The 22,265-nt window shown below is 73.5% G+C and carries 21 protein-coding genes; 11 read left to right on the top strand and 10 right to left on the bottom strand.

What is annotated here, in order from left to right:
* Nucleotides 1-160 precede the first annotated feature (160 nt).
* Nucleotides 161-1,588 carry an aldehyde dehydrogenase family protein gene (locus tag ACFY2B_RS06510; protein WP_390762022.1) on the top strand — a complete coding sequence of 476 codons (1,428 nt, stop codon included), beginning with the start codon at nucleotides 161-163 and terminating at the stop codon, nucleotides 1,586-1,588.
* 88 nt (nucleotides 1,589-1,676) lie between these two features.
* Here ACFY2B_RS06510 and ACFY2B_RS06505 read toward each other — a convergent pair whose 3' ends face one another.
* From ACFY2B_RS06505 to ACFY2B_RS06495, 3 genes are all read right to left on the bottom strand, one after another.
* Nucleotides 1,677-2,048, bottom strand: a complete 372-nt coding sequence (locus ACFY2B_RS06505; RefSeq protein WP_390762021.1) for a DUF2255 family protein — start codon at nucleotides 2,046-2,048, stop codon at nucleotides 1,677-1,679.
* Between the two features lie 148 nt (nucleotides 2,049-2,196).
* Entirely contained in the window at nucleotides 2,197-3,342 is a 1,146-nt protein-coding gene (locus ACFY2B_RS06500; protein ID WP_390762020.1) for a PP2C family protein-serine/threonine phosphatase, read from the bottom strand.
* A gap of 255 nt (nucleotides 3,343-3,597) precedes the next feature.
* Nucleotides 3,598-4,026, bottom strand: a complete 429-nt coding sequence (locus ACFY2B_RS06495) for a hypothetical protein (RefSeq protein ID WP_390762019.1) — start codon at nucleotides 4,024-4,026, stop codon at nucleotides 3,598-3,600.
* 483 nt (nucleotides 4,027-4,509) lie between these two features.
* Here ACFY2B_RS06495 and ACFY2B_RS06490 point away from each other — a divergent pair, with 483 nt between their 5' ends.
* The 4 genes from ACFY2B_RS06490 (at nucleotide 4,510) to ACFY2B_RS06475 (ending at nucleotide 7,970) form a co-directional block, all read left to right on the top strand.
* Nucleotides 4,510-5,046, top strand: a complete 537-nt coding sequence (locus ACFY2B_RS06490) for a cupin domain-containing protein (protein WP_390762018.1) — start codon at nucleotides 4,510-4,512, stop codon at nucleotides 5,044-5,046.
* Nucleotides 5,047-5,226: 180 nt separating this feature from the next.
* Nucleotides 5,227-5,700: an SHOCT domain-containing protein gene (locus ACFY2B_RS06485; RefSeq protein WP_376531338.1), complete on the top strand. Its 474-nt coding sequence runs from the start codon at nucleotides 5,227-5,229 to the stop codon at nucleotides 5,698-5,700.
* Between the two features lie 485 nt (nucleotides 5,701-6,185).
* Complete coding sequence (locus ACFY2B_RS06480; protein ID WP_390762017.1) at nucleotides 6,186-7,253, top strand: CapA family protein; 1,068 nt, start codon at nucleotides 6,186-6,188, stop codon at nucleotides 7,251-7,253.
* A gap of 270 nt (nucleotides 7,254-7,523) precedes the next feature.
* The gene (locus tag ACFY2B_RS06475) at nucleotides 7,524-7,970 is read left to right on the top strand and encodes a universal stress protein (protein WP_390762016.1); all 447 of its coding nucleotides are present in this window, start codon (nucleotides 7,524-7,526) and stop codon (nucleotides 7,968-7,970) included.
* A gap of 24 nt (nucleotides 7,971-7,994) precedes the next feature.
* On the opposite strand, the gene ACFY2B_RS06470 is transcribed toward ACFY2B_RS06475, so the two are convergent.
* The gene (locus ACFY2B_RS06470; RefSeq protein WP_390762015.1) at nucleotides 7,995-8,438 is read right to left on the bottom strand and encodes a cyclic nucleotide-binding/CBS domain-containing protein; all 444 of its coding nucleotides are present in this window, start codon (nucleotides 8,436-8,438) and stop codon (nucleotides 7,995-7,997) included.
* Between the two features lie 211 nt (nucleotides 8,439-8,649).
* Here ACFY2B_RS06470 and ACFY2B_RS06465 point away from each other — a divergent pair, with 211 nt between their 5' ends.
* A complete protein-coding gene (locus tag ACFY2B_RS06465; protein WP_390762014.1) occupies nucleotides 8,650-9,072 on the top strand; it encodes an Hsp20/alpha crystallin family protein in 423 nt (140 codons plus the stop codon).
* Nucleotides 9,073-9,316: 244 nt separating this feature from the next.
* On the opposite strand, the gene ACFY2B_RS06460 is transcribed toward ACFY2B_RS06465, so the two are convergent.
* Complete coding sequence (locus tag ACFY2B_RS06460) at nucleotides 9,317-10,021, bottom strand: response regulator (RefSeq protein WP_390762013.1); 705 nt, start codon at nucleotides 10,019-10,021, stop codon at nucleotides 9,317-9,319.
* 197 nt (nucleotides 10,022-10,218) lie between these two features.
* Nucleotides 10,219-11,022 (bottom strand): polyphosphate kinase 2, encoded by an 804-nt coding sequence (ppk2, locus tag ACFY2B_RS06455; RefSeq protein WP_390762012.1) that lies wholly within the window; start codon nucleotides 11,020-11,022, stop codon nucleotides 10,219-10,221.
* 67 nt (nucleotides 11,023-11,089) lie between these two features.
* On the opposite strand from ppk2, the gene ACFY2B_RS06450 reads away from it, so the two are divergent.
* Complete coding sequence (locus ACFY2B_RS06450) at nucleotides 11,090-13,471, top strand: phosphoketolase (RefSeq protein WP_390762342.1); 2,382 nt, start codon at nucleotides 11,090-11,092, stop codon at nucleotides 13,469-13,471.
* Between the two features lie 56 nt (nucleotides 13,472-13,527).
* Here ACFY2B_RS06450 and ACFY2B_RS06445 read toward each other — a convergent pair whose 3' ends face one another.
* The 3 genes from ACFY2B_RS06445 to ACFY2B_RS06435 all read right to left on the bottom strand — a co-directional run bounded on the left by ACFY2B_RS06445 (nucleotide 13,528) and on the right by ACFY2B_RS06435 (nucleotide 16,725).
* Complete coding sequence (locus tag ACFY2B_RS06445) at nucleotides 13,528-14,667, bottom strand: site-2 protease family protein (protein ID WP_390762011.1); 1,140 nt, start codon at nucleotides 14,665-14,667, stop codon at nucleotides 13,528-13,530.
* A 169-nt stretch (nucleotides 14,668-14,836) separates the two neighbouring features.
* Nucleotides 14,837-16,168: a phosphoribosyltransferase family protein gene (locus ACFY2B_RS06440; RefSeq protein ID WP_390762010.1), complete on the bottom strand. Its 1,332-nt coding sequence runs from the start codon at nucleotides 16,166-16,168 to the stop codon at nucleotides 14,837-14,839.
* Nucleotides 16,169-16,332: 164 nt separating this feature from the next.
* Complete coding sequence (locus ACFY2B_RS06435; RefSeq protein WP_390762009.1) at nucleotides 16,333-16,725, bottom strand: STAS domain-containing protein; 393 nt, start codon at nucleotides 16,723-16,725, stop codon at nucleotides 16,333-16,335.
* A 277-nt stretch (nucleotides 16,726-17,002) separates the two neighbouring features.
* Here ACFY2B_RS06435 and ACFY2B_RS06430 point away from each other — a divergent pair, with 277 nt between their 5' ends.
* From ACFY2B_RS06430 to ACFY2B_RS06420, 3 genes are read left to right on the top strand one after another with little or no spacing between them, the layout of a single operon-like run.
* Nucleotides 17,003-18,070 (top strand): zinc-dependent alcohol dehydrogenase family protein, encoded by a 1,068-nt coding sequence (locus ACFY2B_RS06430; RefSeq protein WP_390762008.1) that lies wholly within the window; start codon nucleotides 17,003-17,005, stop codon nucleotides 18,068-18,070.
* 18 nt (nucleotides 18,071-18,088) lie between these two features.
* Nucleotides 18,089-18,763 (top strand): helix-turn-helix domain-containing protein, encoded by a 675-nt coding sequence (locus ACFY2B_RS06425; protein ID WP_390762007.1) that lies wholly within the window; start codon nucleotides 18,089-18,091, stop codon nucleotides 18,761-18,763.
* A 60-nt stretch (nucleotides 18,764-18,823) separates the two neighbouring features.
* On the top strand, nucleotides 18,824-19,264 hold the full coding sequence (locus ACFY2B_RS06420; protein WP_376531308.1) for a pyridoxamine 5'-phosphate oxidase family protein: 441 nt from the start codon (nucleotides 18,824-18,826) through the stop codon (nucleotides 19,262-19,264).
* Here the strand turns inward: ACFY2B_RS06420 and ACFY2B_RS06415 are convergent.
* Nucleotides 19,240-19,761 carry a pyridoxamine 5'-phosphate oxidase family protein gene (locus ACFY2B_RS06415; protein ID WP_390762006.1) on the bottom strand — a complete coding sequence of 174 codons (522 nt, stop codon included), beginning with the start codon at nucleotides 19,759-19,761 and terminating at the stop codon, nucleotides 19,240-19,242. The genes ACFY2B_RS06420 and ACFY2B_RS06415 overlap by 25 nt on opposite strands.
* Nucleotides 19,762-20,281: 520 nt before the next feature.
* Between ACFY2B_RS06415 and ACFY2B_RS06410 the strand changes: the two genes are divergently transcribed.
* Nucleotides 20,282-22,006 carry a GAF domain-containing protein gene (locus ACFY2B_RS06410; protein ID WP_390762005.1) on the top strand — a complete coding sequence of 575 codons (1,725 nt, stop codon included), beginning with the start codon at nucleotides 20,282-20,284 and terminating at the stop codon, nucleotides 22,004-22,006.
* The last annotated feature ends 259 nt before the right edge of the window (nucleotides 22,007-22,265 follow it).

Raw genomic sequence — 22,265 nt, 5'->3', positions numbered from 1 at the left:
CGCGGGCCTGGTACCTGGGGGTGAGGGCGGCCCGGGAAATCTGGTACCGCCGCCCACCCCCTGCTATAACGCCGCCCCGGTCTCCCGTGCGCCACGGTGGACTGCGTCTTCGCATCCGGCAACGACCGGATGGCCCGCGCAGCCGAAGGGAGCCGCAGCCATGGTCGACCTTCCGGATCTCGTCGACGGTGTCCCCGCCCTGACCGTCGACGGCGGACCGGTACGTCCACCGTCCACCTTCGACGTCCTCGATCCGGCGACCGAGAAGTCCGTCGCACGGGCGCCGCTCGCCCGCGGGGAGGACCTCGACCGGGCCTTCGACGCCGCCCTGCGGGCCTTCCCGGTGTGGAGCCTGCGCGACGACGTCCGGCGGGTGGCGCTGCTCGCGGCGTCCGACGTCGTCGCCGACGCGGCGCTGCCACTGGCCGACATCCTCACCGCCGAGCAGGGCAAGCCGCTGCCGGACGCGGTGCGGGAGGTGCACGCCGCCGCTGCCTGGCTGCGCTACTACGCGGACCTGCCGGTGGACCGGGAGGTGGTGCACGACGACGGCCGGCGCTACGCGGAGGTGGCGCACCGGCCGATCGGCCCGGTCGCGGTGATCACGACCTGGAACTTTCCCCTCGTCCTGGCCGCCTCCCGGATCGCCCCGGCCCTGCGGGCGGGCAACACCGTGGTGCTCAAGCCGTCCCCGCACACCCCGCTCGCCTCGCTGGCGTTCGGCGCGCTGTTGCGCGACCGGCTGCCGGACGGCGTGCTCAACGTGCTGAGCGGCGGCGACGGGCTCGGTGCCGCCGTGAGCGTGCACCCGCTGGCCCGCAAGGTCTGCTTCACGGGGTCGGTGTCCGCAGGGAAGGAGGTGGCCGCCGGGGTGGCCCCCGATCTGAAACGGCTGTACCTCGGCCTCGGCGGGAACGACGCGGCCCTCGTCCTCGACGACGCCGACCCCGCGACGACGGCGCCGAAGCTGTTCGCGGCGGCCTTCCGGAACAACGGGCAGACCTGTGTCGCCCCGAAACGCGTCTACGCGTCCCGTGCCGTCTTCCGTCCGCTGGTGCAGGCCCTCGCCGACCTCGCCGGCGGGACCGAGGTCGGTGACGGGAAGGCGACGGGCACCGAGCTGGGGCCGGTCACCACCGGCGCCCAGTGGAAGCGGGTGAGCGGGCTCGTCGCGGACGCGCTGTCGCGGGGCGCCGTCGCGGTGTCGGGCGGGCGGCCGTCGGCCGGTCCCGGCTACTTCTTCCGGCCCACCGTGCTCATGGGCGCCGAGGACGGCACCGCGGTCGTCGACGAGGAACAGTTCGGACCGGTGCTGCCCGTCATCGCCTTCGACGACCTGGACGACGCCGTCACCCGCGCCAACGCCACCCACTACGGCCTGGGCGCCTCGGTGTGGAGCAGCGACCCGGACCGCGCGCTGGCCGTCGGGCGCCGGCTGGACAGCGGCATGTGCTGGGTCAACGACCACGGCACGATCGAACTCCATCTCCCGTTCCGCGGCAGCAAGTGGAGCGGCCTGGGAACCGGGGGCGGCCTGTGGGGCCTGCGGTCCTTCACGACCCCACAGCTCCTGTACCGGCCGAACTGAGGTCACCGGGCCTGCCCGCCGGGTCGGACGGGGCCGCTGGTCCGGCGGGCCCGTCCGACCCGGCGTCAGGACGGGGCCGCCGGACCGGTCACCGCGGGACGAGTTTCAGCGTGGTGCTCCGGGCGGCCACCATCGGATCGACGTAGGAGCCGCCGTAGCGGCCGTACTTCGTGCGGTACGCCGTGTCGATGCGGTCGTTGACGGTGGAGTCGGCCTCCTCGACGAGGGTCACGTCCTTGTCGACGCCGCCGGAGCGGATGTGGCCCTCGTGGCTCGTGTGGGCGGTGCGCCACCACACGCCGTCGTCGCCGCGGTAGGAGCGGATGTAGAGATCGTCGCCGTCCCGGACGACCCAGATGGGCACCGGCGTGCGCAGGGTGCCGTCCCCGCGGGCCGGGGCCATCTGGAGCTCGTCGGCCGTGCCGATCCTGGTCAGTTCGTCGTTCGTCCATGTCGTCATCGGAGGGTCTCCCTCGGGAAGTCGGTCGGACGTGCGAGGCGGCGGGGCCGTACTCACCAGCATGACCGGCGCCGCCCGTCCCGACGAGCCGGGGGCGGCCCGACGGCACGCCGAGGGGGCTTGCGCGCCCGGGCCGGACGACGGCGGCTCAGCGGGTGTGCGGGAGCCGCCGGGCCGGGTGGTCCGCGGCGGGGGCGCGGCGGATGGCGATGAGGGCGGCGTCGTCGCCGAGCCGGCCGCCGGTGTACGCGAGCAGATCGTGCTGTATGTGGTGGAGGAGGGCCTGCGGAGACTGCCCGGACCACTGGGCGACGCGTTCCGTCAGGGGGTAGAAGGCCCCGCCGCGGTCGCGGGCCTCGACGACGCCGTCGGTGTACAGCAACAGTGTGTCCCCGACGGCGAACGGCAGCACCGCCACCGTCGCGTCACCCGGGTCGGTCAGACCGACCCCGAGCGGGGGCGAGGGGACCAGGTCGGGGACGCTCGCCGGATGGCCGTCCTGCAACAGCAGCGGCGCCAGGTGGCCGCAGCTGGTCAACCGGGCGACCGGATCGTCGTCCGGGATCTCCAGCAGCAGGGCGGTGGCGAACCGCTCGCCCATCTCCTCCGTGGGCTCGAAGTCGGCCAGGTAGCGCGTGACGCTCTGTTCCAGCGAGGCGGCCAGCTCCGGCAGGGCCGAGTTGTGGTGCGCGGCCTCACGGAACGCGCCGAGCAGGAGTGCCGCCTCCCCGATGGCCGACAGGCCTTTGCCGCGCACATCGCCGATGACCACCCGGGTGCCCTCCGTGCCGCGGGCCGCGGCGTACAGGTCGCCCCCGATCTCGGCCTCCTCCTCGGCGGCCATGTAGACGCAGGCGAGTTGCAGCGTGCCGAGCCGGTGCGGCAGCGGCCACAGCAGGACCCGCTGGGCCGCCTCGGCGACGGAACGGACCTGGGCCAGTTCGCGACTGCGCCGGTCGCGGACCGCGCAGAACACCACGATCAGGAGGGAGAGCACGATCAGGGCGAAGACCTGCACGATGGTGTTCCGTGTCCACAGCACGCTGGAACGCCAGCCGATGATCGCCTGGGCCGCCACCGCGATGCCCCCGATGGCCCCCGTCAGCAGCGGGCCCTCGAACCAGGCGGTGATCGCCGGTGCGATGACCAGCAGCGGACCGAGCACGATGTCCACTGGCGACACGATGTCGGCCACCGTGATCACGACGATGAGCACCAGGGGAACGAGCAGCAGCAAGCGGCTCGGCCGCCAGGGTTGCCACGGCCGGGCGAAGAGTTGTTGCGAGGCGAACATGTCTCCCACAGTGCACCGCGCCGGAAGAGTTCGCGCATGAGCGCGAACGCTGGAGTCGGCGGCTGGGGCCCGGCCTGGCCTGGCCGGACGCCGCGCTTCGTGCGGCCCGACCGGGCCGCCACCGGCGTCACCCGCCGTACGACCTCGACCGATCCGGAGCCCGCGTCCGGGCGGGCCCGGCGGCGGTCGAGGCGGTGTGGGAGGTGGGCGTCTCCCCGTTCGTCGAGCGGGGTTACGCGCGCCTCCCGGTGCCCCTCACCGTACTGTCACGGCCACCGTGGGGGAGTGGGTCCGCCCGGACGCGACCCTGAAGTGCTGGGTGTACCTGGCGTCCGGCCGGTCGGTGAAGGAGAAACGGTCATGCCCGTCGACCCTCGCGTGCGAGTGGAGCGTGGTCCACCTGCCGCCCCTCTCCTGCTGCAGGTACACCGGGGTACCTGTCCTGAGGCCCGAGGCGCGCCCGCTGAACCTGACCTGTTCCCCGTGCCGCACGACGGTCGGAGTGGCCCGGACCGAGATCGCGGCGGCCCCGTGCCGGTACGTGGCACCGTGCGGCACGGGGTGGCGTGGACTCGGCGTGGCGTTCGCGGCGTAGGCTCCCGCCGCCCCGGCCGACAGCAGCGCGAGCGAGAGGGCGCCGGTGCCCACCGCGCGCGTGCCGCGGTTACGGAGAGAGATGTTCATGGTGACTCCCATCAGCAAGCCGACAAGCTGACGAACGGGGGCCGCAGACGCCCCTGTCTCGTGTGTCCAAGTTTGTCGGCTCTGTGGAGTAAGAAATCCTGACAAGTGTATGGATTTTCCCAAAAAGGGTTTATCTCTGTGTAAGAGCGCAGATGGGCGCCGGGTGCACGGCCGATGTCTCTTGCCTATCTCCTGCCTCCCTCTTTCCTACCGGGGCGGGTGAGGGGCTCGGTCCAGGACGTCGTCGCCAGTCAGGTGCCGGCCGGCGACGTCGGTGTGCACCGCGGCCGGGATCACTTCGGCCGGGTGGGCTGCCGCCGTGGTCGCCGGACCGTGCGCGTACCGGCCCACGGGCGGACGATGGACGCATGGCCACGCGGACGTGCCGACGCCCGGCCGGCCAGGCCGCCCGATCCGTTCCGTCCCGGTGGTGCGCCGGTCCCGGCCCGGCCGCACCCGCACCTTCGACGAGCAGGAACCCCCATGACCTCGCACGAGACATCCCTCACCGGTGCGTCCGGCACGGAGGGCGAGCGCGACGCGTTCCACCCCGACCTCACCCGGCCCGCCGGTCCCGTCCCGCCGTCGCGGGCCCGGGTATACCACATCCGCGCCGACGCACTCGACGACAGGACCGCGCAGACCGAGGGCATGCGACGCTTCGCCGCCATCAGCGGCCGCACCGTCGGCTCGGAGCGCGTCTGGATGGGCCAGACCCACGTCCCGCCCGGCGTCGCCTCCTCCGACCACCACCACGGCCCCTCCGAGACCGCCATCCACGTCCTGAGGGGCAACCCGGAATTCGTCTTCCTCGACGACTCCTGCGGCACACCCGAGGAGGTGCGGATCCGTACGGCACCCGGCGACTACGTCTTCGTACCGCCGTTCGTCCCGCACCGTGAGGAGAACCCCAGCACCGACACCGAGGCGGTCGTCGTCATCGCCCGCAGCACCCAGGAGGCGATCGTCGTCAACCTGCCCGGGCTGTACGTGCTCGACAAGGAGGAGCAGGCGGGGTGACCCCGGCGCCGCGGACGCCTCGGACGGGGCGTGCGGTTGCCGCGGGACGAGCCGCCGCACGCTCACCCGTCCCGGGTGAGGCCCCCTCACCCCCGCCCTGTGCACGCTGAGTGCGTCGAGCGACAAGGCAACACAACGGCAAAGCACTACGTGGGCGGCTGCCCGGGACGGAGGACGGCAATGACCGCGCAGACGTACCTCGCGTACGACTATCCGCTGCTGAGCGCGTTCTGGACGCTGCTCTGGTTCTTCCTGTGGATCCTGTGGTTCGTCGTGCTGTTCCGGGTCGTCATGGACGTCTTCCGCGACGACTCCCTCAGCGGCTGGGCCAAGACGGGCTGGACGATCTTCGTCATCGTGCTGCCCTTCCTGGGCGTCTTCGTCTATCTCGTCGCCCGCGGCGAGGGCATGGGACGCCGTGAAATGGCACATGCACGGTCCCAGCAGGAGGCGTTCGACAGCTACGTCCGCCGGACCGCCGGACCGGCGCAACCGAGCAGCGCCGACGAACTCGTCAAGCTGTCCGACCTGCGCACCCGCGGTGACATCTCGGACGACGAGTTCCGCCGGGCCAAGGAACTGGTCCTGTCCGGTCACGGCGCCGGGCCGGGGGCCGGACAGAGCACCGTGCCGCCCGGCGCCGCCGATCGCTGACCGGTCCGTCGCGCATCCGCGTCGACCCGGCCGTGCGGCCGGCGGCCTGCGGCATGCCGTACGGCACGTGCCGTACGCCGCACCACGACGCCTGCTGCCGGAGTCCACAGGGGCGGCGGTGGGGCGATCGGCCCCCGCCGCTGGGCCGTTCGGCCCCTGCGGCGGGGGCGGTCCCGTGTCACGGTGGACACAGGCCCGGGAGATCCGCGGGATCGAGGCCGTTCCTCAGGCCCCGACCCACGCGCCATCCGGCTCCCGCCGTGCTGGGGTGGCGGCGCGGGGCGTGGGCGGCGTGGCTCGCGGGCGGGGCGGGCGGGCCCGCGCGCGGGAACGGGTGACGGCACGGTCCGTGCCCCGCATCCCCCGGACGGCCGCGCGGGCCCCGCACCCCACCCCGGACCGCCCCTCGCCGTCCCGCTCACGCGCCGGCCGCGCCGCCGCCGAGCGAGCGGGGACGCGGGCGGAAGACTGGAGGTGCGGGTTTCATGGCCGTCACCGTCGCCCTGGCGGGCGACACCATGCTGGGCCGGGACGTCGCCGAAGTCCTCGCCCACAGCACGCCCCGCCCCCTGTTCACCCCCGCGGTCCGCCACGCCGTCCGGGACGCCGACCTGTTCCTGCTCAACCTCGAATGCTGCGTGTCCGACCGGGGCTCCCCGGTCGGACTGCCCGGGAAGACCTTCTTCTTCCGCGGCCCGCCCCGAGCCGCCGACGTCCTGGCCGGGCTCGGCGTCGACGTGGCGGTCCTCGCCAACAACCACGCCCTCGACTACGGCCCCGAAGCGCTCCTCGACACCCGGACCCGGCTGGCCCGGGCGGGCATCCGCAGCGTCGGGGCCGGGCCGACCGTCACCGAGGCCCGCGCCCCGCTCCGCCTGGCGGCCGGCGGCCTCCGCCTCGGCATCGTCGCCGTCACCGACCACCCCGCCGAGTTCGCCGCGGACCCCGACCGGCCCGGCGTGGCCTACGCCGACCTCTGGCACGAGGACGCGCCCCGGTGGCTCACCGACACGATCCGCGAACTGGCCCGGGAGACGGATCTGGTCCTGGTCAGCGCGCACTGGGGTCCGAACATGACCGCGCGCCCGGTGCCGCACGTCCTGCGTGCCGCGCCCGCCCTCACCGACGCGGGGGCGGACCTCGTGATCGGGCACTCGGCGCACGTCTTCCACGGTTTCACCCGGCACGTCCTGTTCGACCTGGGCGACTTCATCGACGACTACGCCGTCCACCCGGCGCTCCGCAACGACCTCGGGCTGCTCTGGCTGGTCACCCTCGACGAACACGGCCCGCTGCGGACCGAGGCGGTTCCGCTCGCCCTGGACCACTGCCACACCCGCCTCGCCGACCGGGCGGAGTACCGCTGGATCGCCGACCGGCTGATCCGCGCCTGTGCCGAACTGGGTACGGACGTCGTCGACGAGGGCGGCCGGCTCCGCGCGCTCTGGCGGCGCTCCGCGGCCCGCGCGAGCCGACCGGACCACCGCGGATCGGATCACCACGGACCGGATCACCGTGGGACCGGACCATCACGTGACCGCAGTACCGCGTGACCCACCGGTCGGGTGACCGCAATGCGGTGGGACCGGACCATCACGTCGCCGCACGACCTTGTGACCGCACGGCCTTGTGACCGCGCCACCTCCTGACTGCACCATCTCGTGATCGCACCACCTCGTGTCCGGGACCACCTCGTGCTCGGACCACCCGGATGCCATCCCCCGGGGCGCGCCTCCGCGGCGGGGCGCCGCGCGTCCCGCAGCGTGGAGGGGAGACGGCGCACCGGCGCGGCCGGGGAGCGGACCGCAGGAGAGGTGGGACGGATGGACACGGGTGTCTCGGGGCCGCGGATCGTGGTGGGCGTCGACGGTTCGCCGTCCGCGCGTGCGGCGGTGCGCTGGGCCGCACGGTACGCCGGTCTCGTCGGCGGCGGTGTGGACGCGGTGGCCGCCTGGGAACTGCCGGGGATCGAGGCATGGTCGGCGCCCGCCGTCGACACCGACTTCGACGAGGAGGACGCCCGGCGACGGCTCGCCGAGGAATTGCGGGAGGCGCTGGGCCCCGAGGCGGGTTCGGTCAGGGCGCTGCTGGTGCGCGGCCATCCCGTCGAGGTGTTGCTGCGGGCGGCCGAGGGCGCCGAGGCGCTGGTCGTCGGCAGCCACGGGCGGGGCGGCTTCGCCCGAGCCCTGCTCGGATCCGTCAGCGGGCACCTCGCCCAGCACGCGAGCTGTCCCGTCGTGATCGTGCGTGCGGCAGCGCCCCGGCCGTGAGTGCCCGCGAGCGAGGGGCCGCGGTCACCTCCGCGGACCGGGCGGACCCGGCGCCTCTTCGAGGATGCTGCGGGCCACCGGGCCCAACAGGTCGGACAGTCGCTGGAAGACGTCGAGGAGCAGATCGTCGGCGGTGACCACCCCCACCACCCGCCGTCCCTCCAGCACCGGCAGCCGGCGCACGCCGGCGAGGCGCATCGCCCGGTAGGCCACGTGCAGTTCGTCGGCCGCGTCGACCGTGACCGGCCGCGGGGACATCACCTCCGACGCCCGCGCCGACAGGCTCATGCCGTCGCCGAGCGCGCGCATCGCCAGGTCGCGATCGGTGACGATGCCGCACGGCCCGCCGTCCTCGACGACGATCACGGATCCCACGGCGTGGTCCGCCATCCGCCGGATCACCTCCGCGAGCAGGGCGTGCGGAGGGACGGTGACGGCCGGAGCGCTCATCACGTCGCGGACCTTCATGGATCGGTCTCCTCGCGATCCGTGCGGGCCTGGATCCTCGCGATCCGTCCGGGGCACGGACTGTCCCTGACACCAGTGTCGCTGTGGCGGCACCGGGCGAAAGGGACTTTGGGGCCCCTGGGCATGGGCTGTTCGGCCTCAGCGGGCCGACGGGGCACGCGGTGCACTGGGAAGCGTCAGCAGCCGCAACCACGGCCGAGGAGGCACGGCGATGACGACACTGACACGCAGGCAGAGGTTCCCCTTCCCGGAGATTCCCGAGTGGTTCGAGACCTTTCCCGCGCGGTTCGCGATGCCGACCATGGGCGACCTGTACACGGTCCGCATCGAGGACTTCATGGAGGAGGGCCGGTACGTGCTGCGGGCGGAGTTGCCCGGGATGGCCCCTGAGGACATCGACGTTGAGATCGGCGACGGGATGCTGACCGTCAAGGCCGAGCGCACCGAACGGGACGTGGAGAAGAACCGCAGCGAGATCCGCTACGGCTCCATGAGCCGGAGCGTCCCGCTGCCGCCCGGAGCCGACGAGGACGATGTCAGGGCCGACTACACCGACGGCATTCTCACCGTCAGTGTGGGCCTGGGCAGCGAGAAGCCCGAGGCCAAGCACGTCGAGATCCAGCATGGCGTCTGAGCCCTCGCCCGGACCCGCGTCTGAGCCCTCGCCCGGACCCGCGTCTGAGCCCTCGCCCGGACCCGCGTCTGAGCCCTCGCCCGGACCCGCGTCCGAGCCCCGCCCCGACCCGCGTCCGAGCCTCGCCCGGATCCGCGCCGTACCCGCGCCTCATCGGCCGGGAAGGCCCCGGGCCGGGCTCTGCCCATGCCCGACCCCGTCCCGGTCGCTCTCGGCCGTCTTCCGTCCCCGTCCCTCTCGGCCGTCACCCGCCCCGGCCGCTCTCGCCCCGCTCCGACTGCTCCAGTTGGGAGGCGAGGACCGCCGCCTGCACCCGGCGCTGCACGCCCAGCTTGGCCAGCAGCCGCGAGATGTGGTTCTTGACGGTCTTCTCCGACAGGTAGAGCCGCCGGCCGATCTCCCGGTTGGTCAGACCGTCCCCGATCAGGGCGAGGATGTCCCGCTCGCGGGGCGACAGGTTCGCCAGCTCGGACGGGACGGCGGGAGTCTGCGCGGGATCGGCACGCAGGGAGCGCATCAGCCTCGCCGTCGTCGCCGGGTCCAGCATCGACTGCCCGGACGCGACCGTCCGCACCGCCGAGACCAGGTCGGAGCCCTTGATCTGCTTGAGGACATAGCCTGCGGCACCGGCCATGATGGCGTCGAGCAGCGCGTCCTCGTCGTCGAACGACGTCAGCATCAGACAGGCCAGGCCCGGCATGCGGTCGCGCAGTTCCCGGCAGACCGTGATGCCGTCGCCGTCCGGCAGGCGCACGTCGAGCACCGCGACGTCTGGGCGGAGCGCCGGACCCCGGACGATCGCGTGCTGCGCCGTGTCCGCGTCGCCCACCACGGTGATGTCGGGTTCGGAGTCGAGCAGATCGATCAGCCCGCGCCGCACGACCTCGTGATCGTCCAGCAGGAACACCCTGATGGGGTCCTGCTCCGTGAATGTGCGTGTCGCGTTCATGCGCCCCTCGTTCCAGGGCGGCGATCGCTCCGTCGGCCGCCCACGACAACGATCATTGTCCGCCCGTCCCGCGGACACCAGGGCCGACCGGCCCACGCCCCCCGCCCCACTCGTCCGGCCGCACGGACCGGTACCCGGGCGCACCGCCGAGGGGGCACCGGCCCGGTCGCCGGACGCGCGTGGCCGACATGTGTGGTTCAGAGGTCCGCCGCGTGGTCGGGGACGTAGGTCTGCAGGTCGCGCGGCGGGCGCTGGTAGCCGGTCGACGGCGGCCGGTGCGGCAGTTCCAGTACCGGCGGGGGCACCTCGTGGTACGGCACCGAGCCCAGCAGATGGGCGATCATGTTCAGCCGCGCCCGGCGCTTGTCGTCGCTCTCGACGACGTACCAGGGCGCCTCGGAGATGTCCGTGTGCACCAGCATCTCGTCCTTCGCCCGGGAGTACGCCTCCCAACGGGCGATCGACTCCAGATCCATCGGGGACAGCTTCCACCGCCGCACCGGATCGTCCAGCCGCCGCCGGAACCGCTCCTCCTGCACCGCGTCGCTCACCGAGAACCAGTACTTGCGCAGCAGGATCCGGTCCTCCACCAGCATCCGCTCGAAGATCGGGCACTGCCGCAGGAACAGCTGGTACTCCTCCTTGGTGCAAAAACCCATCACGCGCTCGACCCCGGCCCGGTTGTACCAGGACCGGTCGAACAGCACGATCTCCCCGGCGGCGGGCAGATGCTCCACGTACCGCTGGAAGTACCACTGGGTCCGCTCGCGCTCGGTCGGTTTGGGCAGCGCCGCGATCCGCGCCACCCGCGGATTCAGGTGCTCCGTGACCCGCTTGATGGTGCTCCCCTTGCCCGCCGCGTCCCGCCCCTCGAAGATGACGACAAGGCGGGCGTCCTCCGTCCGCACCCATTCCTGGAGCTTGACCAACTCCGTCTGCAGGCGCAGCAGTTCCTTCTCGTACGCCTTGCGCGGCAGCGTTTCCGCCTGCTTGCCGGCCATGCCGCCTCCACCGCCCGATGACCTACGAACCGCCCGATGACCTGCGTCGATGACTTCCGGAGCACTCATGCCGCCTGCCGAACACCAGGACGCCACCGTACTTTCCGACGCGGAACTGCGCACCCTGGACGCGCACTGGCGGGCCGCCAACTACCTCGCGGCCGGGCAGATCTACCTGCTCGCCAACCCGCTGCTGACCGAGCCGCTGCGCCCGGAGCACATCAAACCGCGGCTGCTCGGCCATTGGGGCACCACGCCCGGCCTCAACCTGGTGTACACCCACCTCAACCGGGTGATCGCGGCGCGCGGTCTGGACGCGCTGTGCGTATGGGGTCCCGGGCACGGCGGACCGGCCGTCCTCGCGAACTCCTGGCTGGAGGGCAGCTACAGCGAGACCTACCCGGACGTGACACGGGACGCGGCCGGGATGGCGCGGCTGTTCCGGCAGTTCTCCTTCCCCGGCGGTGTGCCGAGCCATGTGGCGCCGGAGACACCCGGCTCCATCCACGAGGGCGGCGAACTGGGCTACTCACTGGCCCACGCCTACGGAGCCGCCTTCGACCACCCCGGTCTGCTGGTCGCCTGCGTGATCGGCGACGGCGAGGCGGAGACCGGCCCGCTGGCCGCCTCCTGGCACTCCGACAAGTTCCTCGACCCGGTGCACGACGGCGCCGTCCTGCCGATCCTCCACCTCAACGGCTACAAGATCGCCAACCCGACGGTGCTCGCCCGGCTGCCGGAGCCCGAACTGGATGCGCTGCTGCGCGGGTACGGACACGAGCCGGTCCATGTGTCCGGCGACGACCCGGCGCAGGTGCACCGCGACCTGGCCGCCGCCTTCGACCGGGCCCTGGACCGCATCGCGCGGGCGCAGCGTGCCGCCCGTGAGGAGGGCAGCACCCAACGCGTGCACTGGCCGCTGATCGTGCTGCGCACCCCGAAGGGCTGGACCGGCCCCGCGGAGGTCGACGGCGTACCGGTCGAGGGCACCTGGCGCGCCCACCAGGTCCCGCTGCCCGGCGTCCGCGAGAACCCTGAGCACCTGCGGCAACTGGAGAGGTGGCTGCGTTCGTACCGCCCGGACGAGCTGTTCGACCGGGACGGCCGGCCCGTCGCCGACGTCCTCGCCCGCGTCCCGGCCGGAGCGGCGCGGCTCGGCGCCACTCCGTACGCGAACGGCGGCCTCCTCGTCCGCGACCTGCCGATCCGCTCCCTGGACGACTTCGCCGTACCGGTGGACAAGCCGGGCACCAGCCTGCACGAACCGACCCGGATCCTCGGCACCCTCCTCGAACAGGTCATGGCGGACACCCAGGACCGCCGCGACTTCCGGCTGGTCGGCCCGGACGAGACCGCCTCCAACCGGCTCCAGGCCGTCTTCGAGGCCAGCGGAAAGGCATGGCAGGAGAAGACCCTGCCGGTGGACGAGTACCTGGACCGGCACGGCCGGGTGGTGGAGGTCCTCTCCGAGCACCTGTGCCAGGGCTGGCTGGAGGGCTACCTGCTCACCGGCCGACACGGGCTGTTCTCCTGCTACGAGGCGTTCGTGCACATCGTCGACTCGATGGTCAACCAGCACATCAAGTGGCTGAAGACGTCCCGCGAACTGCCGTGGCGGGCGCCGATCGCCTCCCTCAACTACCTGCTGACCTCACACGTGTGGCGGCAGGACCACAACGGCTTCTCCCACCAGGACCCCGGCTTCGTCGACCACGTCCTCAACAAGAGCCCCGAGGTCGTGCGCGTCTACCTGCCGCCGGACGCCAACACGCTGCTGTCGGTCGCGGACCACGCCCTGCGCAGCCGCGACCACGTCAACGTCATCGTGGCCGGCAAGCAGCCCTGCTTCGACTGGCTGTCCATGGACCAGGCCCGGGTGCACTGCGCGCGCGGCGCCGGCATCTGGGAGTGGGCGGGCACCGAGGACGGCGGCGAACCCGACGTGGTGCTGGCCTGCGCGGGCGACGTGCCCACCCAGGAGGTGCTGGCCGCTGCGCAGTTGCTGCGCCGGCACCTGCCGCAGCTCGCCGTGCGCGTCGTCAACGTCGTCGACATGACCCGGCTGCTGCCCCACGACGTACACCCGCACGGGATGACCGACTTCGAGTACGACGGCCTGTTCACCACCGACAAGCCGGTCATCTTCGCGTACCACGGCTACCCGTGGCTGGTCCACCGGCTCGCCTACCGCCGGGACGGTCACGATCACCTGCATGTGCGCGGCTACAAGGAGTCCGGTACCACGACCACCCCGTTCGACATGGTGGTCCGCAACGACCTCGACCGTTTCCGGCTGGTGATGGACGTCATCGACCGCGTTCCCGGGCTCGCCGTGCGTGCGGCGGGCGTGCGCCAGACGATGGCGGACGCCCGCGCCCGCCACCACACCTGGATCCGCGAGCACGGCTTGGACCTGCCCGAGGTCGCGGAGTGGAGCTGGACCGCCTGACCGCGGCAGGGACCGCGGAGTCCGGCCGGCGCCGACGCGCGTGACGGGGGCGGCGCTCAGTGCGGCTGCCGTGGTGCCGCGGTCGGCCACGTCAGCGCGCGGGTGATGTCGGCGAGGGTGACGATGCCGACGAGCCGGTCGCCGTCGAGCACCAGGGCCCGGCGCAGGCCGCCCTCCTGCAACCGGGGCAGCAGGTCCACCACCGGCTCGTCGGGGCCGACCGTCACGACGTCCGGCAGCCGGCGCATCACGTCACCGACCGTCGTCCGCGTCCGGGCCCGGGCCGGAGTCCGCTCGGCCATGCCCATGGTGAACAGCCCGGCCAGCGAGCCGTCCGGCGCCACGACGGGGAAGACGGAGTGCCGGTAGGGGCCGAACGGCCCCTCGGCGAGGAAGCCCGCGATGGTCGTCCAGGACGGCACCGTGATCGGGTCCGGGGTCATGACCCGCCCGACCGGGACGCCCTCCAGCGCGCCCTGCATCTCGGCCTGGCGGACCTCCGCGGTCGCCGCCGCGATCAGGAACCAGCCGATCAGGGCCGACCACAGCCCGGAGAGGTTCCCGGCGAACAGGACGGCGGCGAAACCGGCGGCCACCAGGAACCAGCCGAGCGCCCGCCCCGCGGCCGAGGCTCCCCGGGTGGCCCGCAGCCGGTCACCGGTGCGGTGCCACAGGAGTGCCCGCAGCAGCCGGCCGCCGTCCAGCGGGGCGGCGGGCAGCGCGTTGAAGAGGGCCAGCACGATGTTGATCGCGGCCAGCCACGCCACCGCCTCGACGATCAGCCCCGGCACGCGCAGCGCCGCGAGCCACGCCGCCAGCCCGGCGAACACACCGCCGGCCAGCGCACTGGTCAGCGGCCCCACGCCCGCGATGCGCAACTCCGCGGCCGGGCTCGGCGCCTCGCCGTGCAGCCGGGCGGCGCCGCCCAGCATCCACAGCGTGATTCCCTCCACCTGCACGCCGTTGCGCCGCGCGACCATCGCGTGGGCGAGTTCGTGCACCAGCAGCGAGGCGAGGAAGACCACCGCGGTCAGCAGGGCGAGCGCCCAGTAGGCGGCGGCGGAGTAGCCGGGATGGGCCGCGGGGAAGCGGCCCCGGGCGAGCGCGAGCGTCACCAGTACGACGATGACCAGCACGCTCCAGTTCAGCCCGACGCGTACGCCGGCGATCCGGCCGAGGGACAGCGTCTCTTTCACGAATCTCTCGCCTCGCCCTCCGGCTAGCGGAGTCGGCGGCCGCCGTCCGGTGACAGCGGCCCGGCGGCCTCGTGCACACCGCGGACGCTCCCGCGGTACCTCCATTGTCCGGCGCCGTGCGGCAAGCGGACAGGGCCGGTCGGCTCCAGCCGGGCCCGTGCCCGGCGGATCAGGGCGAAGGCGGTGGCGGGCCGCCGGCTTCCGGATCCCCCGTTTCCGGGTGGGTCAGGTGCGCGGTGAACCAGTCGCGGGCCAGGACGGCGGCCGCGGCCAGGGTGCCCGGCTCGGCGAAGAGATGACCCGCGCCCGGCACGACGGCCAGCCGGTGCTCACACCGCAGCCAGTCCGCGGCCAGCCGGTTGAGGCTCAGCACCCGGCAGTCATGGCCGCCGACGATCAGCAGCGTCGGCGCCCGGACCCGGGACAGCGCGGCGGGGGAGGCGAGGTCGGGACGGCCGCCGCGGGAGACGACGGCGCCGATCTCCGGGTCGTCCGCGGCGGCCTCCAGCGCCGCACCCGCACCGGTGCTCGCGCCGAAGTACCCCACGGGCAGACCGGTCTCCCGGCGCAGCCAGGCGGACGCGGCCCGCAGCCGGCCCGCCAGCAGGATGATGTCGAACACGTTGTGCCGGTCGTGCTCCTCGTCCTCGGTGAGCAGGTCGAGCAGCAGCGTGCCCAGACCGGCGCGGTCGAGGACGGCGGCGACATGCCGGTTGCGCGGGCTGTGCCGGCCGCTCCCGCTGCCGTGCGCGAACGCCACCACGGCCGGCGCCCGGTCCGGCAGCACGAACCGGGCGGCCAGCCGCACCGGCCCCGCCGGTACCTCGACCTCCCGGTTGGACGGGCGCGGGCGGGCCGCGGGAGCGTGTCCCGCGGCCCGCCCGAGCAGCGCGGCGACCTCGTGGTCGGTGGTCTGCGTGAAGTCGTGGTACCAGGCGCCGACCGCGCCGAGGTGGCGCGGCGTCTCCAGACACACCACCTGGTCGGCCACGTTCCGCAGCCGGCTGAGCGTCCCCTCGGGCCCGACCGGGACGGCGAGCACGATCCGGGCCGCGCCCGCCTGCCGCACGACCCGGCAGGCGGCCTCCGCGGTGGCACCGGTCGCCACCCCGTCGTCCACGATCACCGCGGTACGTCCGGCCGGCGGTTCGGGGGCACGGCCGACCCGGTAGCGGCGCACCCGGCGTTCGAGTTCGGCCCGCTCCGCCTCCTCGACGGCCGCCAGCTCGTCCGCTTCGAGACCGGTGTCCGCGACGACGTCGTCGTTGAGCACCCGCACGTCCCGCTCGCCGATCGCCCCGAACGCCAGCTCGGGCTGCCACGGGACCCCGAGCTTGCGCACCACCAGTACGTCCAGCGGAGCGTCCAGCGCCCGTGCCACCTCGTACGCCACTGGGACCCCGCCGCGCGGCAGCCCGAGCACGATCACGTCCGGGCCGCGCAGCCGCTCCAGCCGCCGGGCGAGGTGGCGTCCGGCCTCCGTACGGTCCTCGAACGGCATGCGGCACCTCCTCGCGCGCGGCCGGTCTTCCCGGCGCCGGGGCCACGGCCGTCCTCGGCCGAGGCCCGCTCCTTGCCCGGGAAGTCCGGCCTTCGCGGGGCCTTTGTCCCTCGCGGCGTGTCCGGACCGGGTCTCTCCAGGAGTCCCGCCGCCGCCCGCCGTGCTCAGCCCGTCGACGCGGCGCGCGGGCCCGGGGGCGCCCCGCCGCCGAGGCATCCCGGAAGCCGCGGGTGCACCTCGAAGACGTCCGTCAGACCCGTGACCCGCAGCAGCCGCCGGAACTGGGCGCTGTCGGTGACCAGCCGCAGCCGGCCGTCCCGGTCCCGCACCCGGTTGCGGGCGCGGCAGAGCACCCCCAGCCCGGCGCAGTCGATGAAATCGACCGTACGCAGATCGAGCACCAGATCGGGCCGGGGACCGGCGGTCAGCGCGTCCAGCCGGGCCGACAGCGGAGCGGCGGCCAGAAGGTCGATCTCACCGCGGAGCGTGACCACGGTGGCCCCGCCGACGATGCGCGCCGAGTGCAGCGGGCCGGAACCGGTCCGGTTGTCGGTCATGTCCTGAGACAAGCGTGTGGGACCGGTCACACGGAAGGGCCGGTCGGTACCCGTTGCGGGGCCCGCAGGGTCTTTCGGCCCCCGTGCGGCCCCGCGGACGGACGGGCCCCGTCGGCCGGGCACCGGGGCCGACCGGCCCAAGCGTGGCCCCCGGCCGCCGGACAAGCTGGAGCTGAGCGGCGATCCGCGCCCCGGTGCGGCGCGCTGCCCGCACCGGCCGTCGGCATGGAGGCGGATCCGGATGCGCCCCGGTGTTCCCATGAACGTGAGGAGCGACATGAAAGGCTTCGTCTTCCACGGCATCGGACAGTCCGCCTGGGAGGATGTCCCGGACCCCGCCCTCAAGGAGCCCACCGACGCGATCGTGCGGGTAGACGCCGTCACCATCTGCGGGACGGATCTGCACATCCTCAAGGGCGACGTGCCGGAAGTACGCCCCGGCACGGTGCTGGGGCACGAGGCCGTCGGCGAGATCGTCGAGACCGGCGGCGACGTATGGAGCGTCAGGCCGGGCGAGCGGGTGCTGCTCTCCTGCATCAGCGCCTGCGGCCGCTGCCGCTACTGCCGGCAGGGCTCCTACGGTCAGTGCCGGGGCGGCGGAGGCTGGATCCTCGGCCATCTGATCGACGGCACCCAGGCCGAGTACGTCCGCGTCCCCTACGCGGACCTGTCCGTGCACCCGCTGCCCGGCACGCTGCCGAGCAGCGAAGCCGTGCTGCTCGCCGATGTCTTCCCGACCGCCTACGAGGTGGGCGTGCTCAACGGCCGGGTGCGTCCCGGGGACACCGTCGCCGTCGTCGGCGCCGGGCCCGTCGGTCTCGCGGCCATCGCCGCGGCACGCCTGTTCGCGCCCGAGCGGATCATCGCCGTGGACCTGGCCCCGGACCGGCTGGAGGCGGCCAGGCGGATCGGTGCCGATGCCGTGGCGGACGCCCGTGAGGCGCCCCGGCAACTCGTCGACGATCTGACCGACGGGCTCGGCGCGGACGTGGCCGTCGAGGCGGTCGGCGTGGCCGAGAGCTTCGAGCTGTGCACCCGCATGGTGCGCCCGGGCGGGCACGTGGCCAACGTCGGTGTGCACGGCGGGCCCGCGACCCTGCACCTCGAAGACCTGTGGAACCGGAACCTGACGATCACCACCGGCCTGGTGGACACCTGCTCGACCCCCACCCTGTTGCGCATGGCGGCCGCGGGCCGGCTGCCGACCGGACAACTGGTCACCCACACCTTCCCGCTGTCGCACATGACGGAGGCGTACGACGTCTTCGCGCGGGCCGCCGAGACCGGCGCGCTCAAGGTCGTGCTCGGCGTGGAACAGCACGAAGTGGCCGTTCGGGCGGCCTGACGAGAGGACGTGACGGCCATGGCGGAACAGTCCCGGACGAACGTGGTGGAGGGCGCACCCCTGGGCGACCTGGGCCGCAGGCTGGCCACCCGGCGCACCCAGCTCGGCCTGTCGCGGCGGGAGACGGCCGCGCGCGCCGGTATGGCGCCCAGCTACCTCCGCTACCTGGAGGAGCATCCCGGCGCCGCTCCGGGCACCGGCCCCCTCGCCCGGCTGGCCGAGGTCCTCAAGACCACGGTGAACGACCTCACGGGCGGCACGGTCACCCTGCCGCCGGGCCCCGGACGTGCGGCGCGCGCCCCCGAGTTCACGGAGCTGAGCCCGCAGGAGTGCCGCTCCCTGCTCTCGTCGCACGGCGTGGGCAGGCTCGGCGTGCCCACGGCCTCCGGACCGGTGATCGTGCCCGTGAACTACAGCGTCATCGACGACGCGATCGTCTTCCGGACCGCGCAGGGCGCCACGCCGTCGCTGGCGGCAGGCTGCCAGGTCGCCTTCGAGGTCGACCACATCGACGACGCGTTCAGCCAGGGCTGGAGCGTGCTGGTGCGCGGGCACGCCCGGACGGTCGCGGACCCGGACGAGGAACGCCGGCTCGCGGCCAGGGCGTACAGCACGCCCTGGGCGGGCGGCAAACGCGCCCTGTGGGTGTGCATCGATCCGTACACCCTCACCGGCCGCCGGATCACGGTCTGAGCCGGACCGGCCGAGCCCGGTGACACGGGCCCGTACCGAGGCGAGAGGACGGGACGACAGATGTACGCCAATGACGGATTCCGCGAGCTGAACCGGCAGGAGTGCCTGCAACTGCTGGCGAAGGTGCCCGTCGGCCGCATCGTCCACACGCACCACGCCCTGCCGGCGGTGCTTCCCGTGAACTTCTCCCTGGACGGCGACGGCACGGTGCTGCTGCGCACCTCCGCGTCGTCGGAGCTGGTGCGGGCGATCCACGGGTCGGTGGTCGCCTTCGAGGCCGACCAGGTCGACGCGGACACCCAGTCCGGCTGGAGCGTCGTGGTCACCGGCGCGGCCACTGTGGTCACCGACTCGGCCGAACACGAACGGCTGGTCCGCACCGGCCCGCGCTCCTGGGTGCCCGCGCCGCACGAGGTCTTCGTACGCATCGCGCCGGAACTGGTCACCGGACGGGAACTGGTCGGCGGCCGTACGCTCTACGGCCTGGACCTGGCCCCCTGAGCCCCGTCACCCGCGTCCGGCGCGGACGACCCGCTCGCCTCCGGCGCGGACGGCGACGGCGGACCCCCGTTCGTGGTGAGGCGGATTCCGGTGACCAGGTCGGGACGGATACGGACCACGTGGTCCATCGTGCGCGCGACCCAGGGGTGCGGCAGCCGCCGGTAGCGGGCCAGTTCGTCCGGGTCGGTGACCAGCCGGGCGTAGCCGGTGACCACCACGCTCCAGCCCAGGTGGGTGTCCGGATCGATGGCGTCGGCCTCGTAGGCGACGACCACGCCCGCGCCGTCGGCCCGCCGGGCGTACGAGGTCAGTTCCGCGCTCTCGTGGGTGCGGATGACGATGTCGCAGCCGTCGAGGACGTGGGTGACCGGGCGGACGGTGGGCAGGGCGTGCCGGGTGAAGACGACCCTGCCCAGCGGCACGCTGCCCAGCAGACGCAGGGCCTCGGCGCGGTCGAGTTCGACGCTCACGCGCGGTCGGTCGTCTTCGGTGGTCATCGCGGCTTTCCATGGCGGGTGTGCGCACGCCTCGCGGAATCCGGACGCGGCGGCTGCGGACGGCTCGGACAGGCCATTCGAACCGTCCCGCGGCTCTGCCCGCTAGGGTCTTTCGGCCCAGGATGCGAATTTCGCACGCAGGGGCGAGATCTTCGCGTGCCAGGCGCCCCGGTCGGCGCCGGTCACCGTGTGCCGGCCGCCGGCCGGTGACCGTTCGGGCGGACGGGCGCTCGCGGACCGTTCCCCGCGGTGCCGGGCCCGCGGCCGCACGACGGAGCGGCACCGCGGGGGACCGGTGCCGCTCCTGACTCCACTGTCGCCGATACCCGGCCGCGCATCCAGGGCCGACCGGCCCTGGACGGCCGGTGGACGCCGGGCGGGCGATGACGACCGGTGCGCGGGGCGTTCGCCGGCCGAGATACGGGGCGGGATGCCGTACCGGCCCGGGTGGTGGAGCATTACCGTGGCACTTGACGGGCCGGTCGGTGCCCACGAGCCGAGGGGAGCTGGAGGAACGCCGGTGGGAAGCTCCGAGGAGTTCCGGGAGGCCCGCCTCCGGTTGCCGCAGCTGAAGCTGGACGAGCTGCTGGCGGAGCTGCAGGTCCGCCTCAACGCGGCCCGCGGCACCCGCGACCGCGTGCACAGTCTGCTGGAGGCGGTGCTCTCGGTCGGCCGGGAACTGGACCTCGAACAGGCCCTGCACTCCATCGTGGAGGCCGCCGTGGTCCTGGTCGACGCCGAGTACGGCGCCCTCGGCGTGATCGGGCCGGGCGGTAAGCGGCTGTCCGCCTTCCACACGGTCGGGGTCACCGAGGAGCAGATCGCCGAGATCGGCCACTTCCCGGAGGGTCACGGCATCCTCGGCGAGCTGATCCGGCTCCCCGAACCCCTGCGGCTCACGAAGCTCTCCCAGCACCCCGCCTCGTACGGCTTCCCGCCGAACCACCCGCCGATGAACACCTTCCTGGGCGTCCCGATCCGGGTCCGCGACCAGGTCTTCGGCAACCTGTACCTGACCGAGAAGCGCGGCGGGGCGGAGTTCGACGAGGAGGACGAGTCGGTCCTGTCCACCCTGGCCGTGGCGGCGGGCGTCGCGATCGACAACGCCCGGCTGTACGAGGAGTCCCGGCTGCGCGAGCGGTGGCTGGAGGCCAACGCCGAGATCACCCACAGCCTGATGGCGGGCAGCGAGCGGGCCCAGGCGCTCGGCGTGATCGCCGACCGCGCCCGGGAGATCACGGGTTCGGCCCTGGGCGTGGTCGCCATGCCGATGGCGGACACCGGGTCGCTCACCGTGGAGATCGCCGTCGGGACGGACTCGGAGGCGCACCGCGGTCTCGTGCTGCCCATGGGCGAGAGCCTGATCGGGTTGGCCTTCTCCGCTGCCGCTCCGGTCACCAGCGCGGACGTCGCGCACGACGAGCGCATCTCCCAGGATCCCCCGCGGTTCGACGGTCTCGGCCCCGCCGTGGCCGTCCCCATCGGCACGGGCGGCGGTGTGCGTGGTGTGGTCCTGCTGGCCCGCGAGTCCGGGCAGTCGCTGTTCTCGGCGCAGGAGACCGAGACGCTGCAAGGCTTCGCCGCCCAGGCCGCGCTCGCCATGGAACTGGCCGAGCGCCGCCAGGACGCCCAGGAGATCGCGGTGCTCAAGGACCGTGACCGGATCGCCCGCGACCTGCACGACCTGGCGATCCAGCGGCTGTTCGCGACCGGGATGACCTTGCAGAGCGCGGGCCGGTTCATCGAGCACAAGGAGGCGTCCGAGCGGGTGCTGCGGGCCGTGGACGACCTCGACGAGACCATCAAGATCATCAGGTCCACCATCTTCGGCCTGCGGGCCCGCGAGGACATGCCCCGTGGCGGCGGGCTTCGCGCCCGGGTCGTCCGGGTGGCCCAGGAGGCCGCGCCGTTGCTGGGCTTCGCGCCCAGCGTGCGCATCGAGGGCCTGGTCGACACCGATGTGCCGCGGGAGACGGCCGAGCACGTCGTGGCCGTGCTCTCCGAGGCCCTCACCAACGTCGCCCGCCACGCCCACGCCGACCGGACCGAGGTGGCGCTGACCACGGACGGCCGGCACGTACGGGTCAAGGTCGCCGACAACGGCGTGGGCATCCCGCCCGACGGCCGGCGCAGCGGGCTGGGCAACCTCGCCGAACGGGCCGAACAGCTGGGCGGGTGGCTGGAGGTGACCGGGACGGACGGCGGCGGGGCCACGTTGGTCTGGCAGGTTCCGCTTCCCGGATAGCGGTACGCGCGCGGGCCGGGCGCCCTTCCCGGCCCGCGCCGTCCGCCCTGCAAGGTGACCGGCCCGTGTCGGTGCGCGTGATCGACCGTCGGCGCGCCGCACCACCTCGGTCCGGTCGGCGTGGGTGCCCGACCGGCTCGGGTGATCGGTCGGTGAGCCTGCACGCCGTTGTGTGCGCCGTCCACGGCAATCGGTCGGCCCGCTCGCAGTGGACGACAAACCGTGCGTAACGGAAGAATCTTTCCTGTCGCCCTCGGCC

The organism is Streptomyces sp. NPDC001270 (assembly GCF_042896695.1).
GTDB lineage: Bacteria > Actinomycetota > Actinomycetes > Streptomycetales > Streptomycetaceae > Streptomyces.
This window is presented reverse-complemented; position numbering and strand designations above follow the sequence as displayed.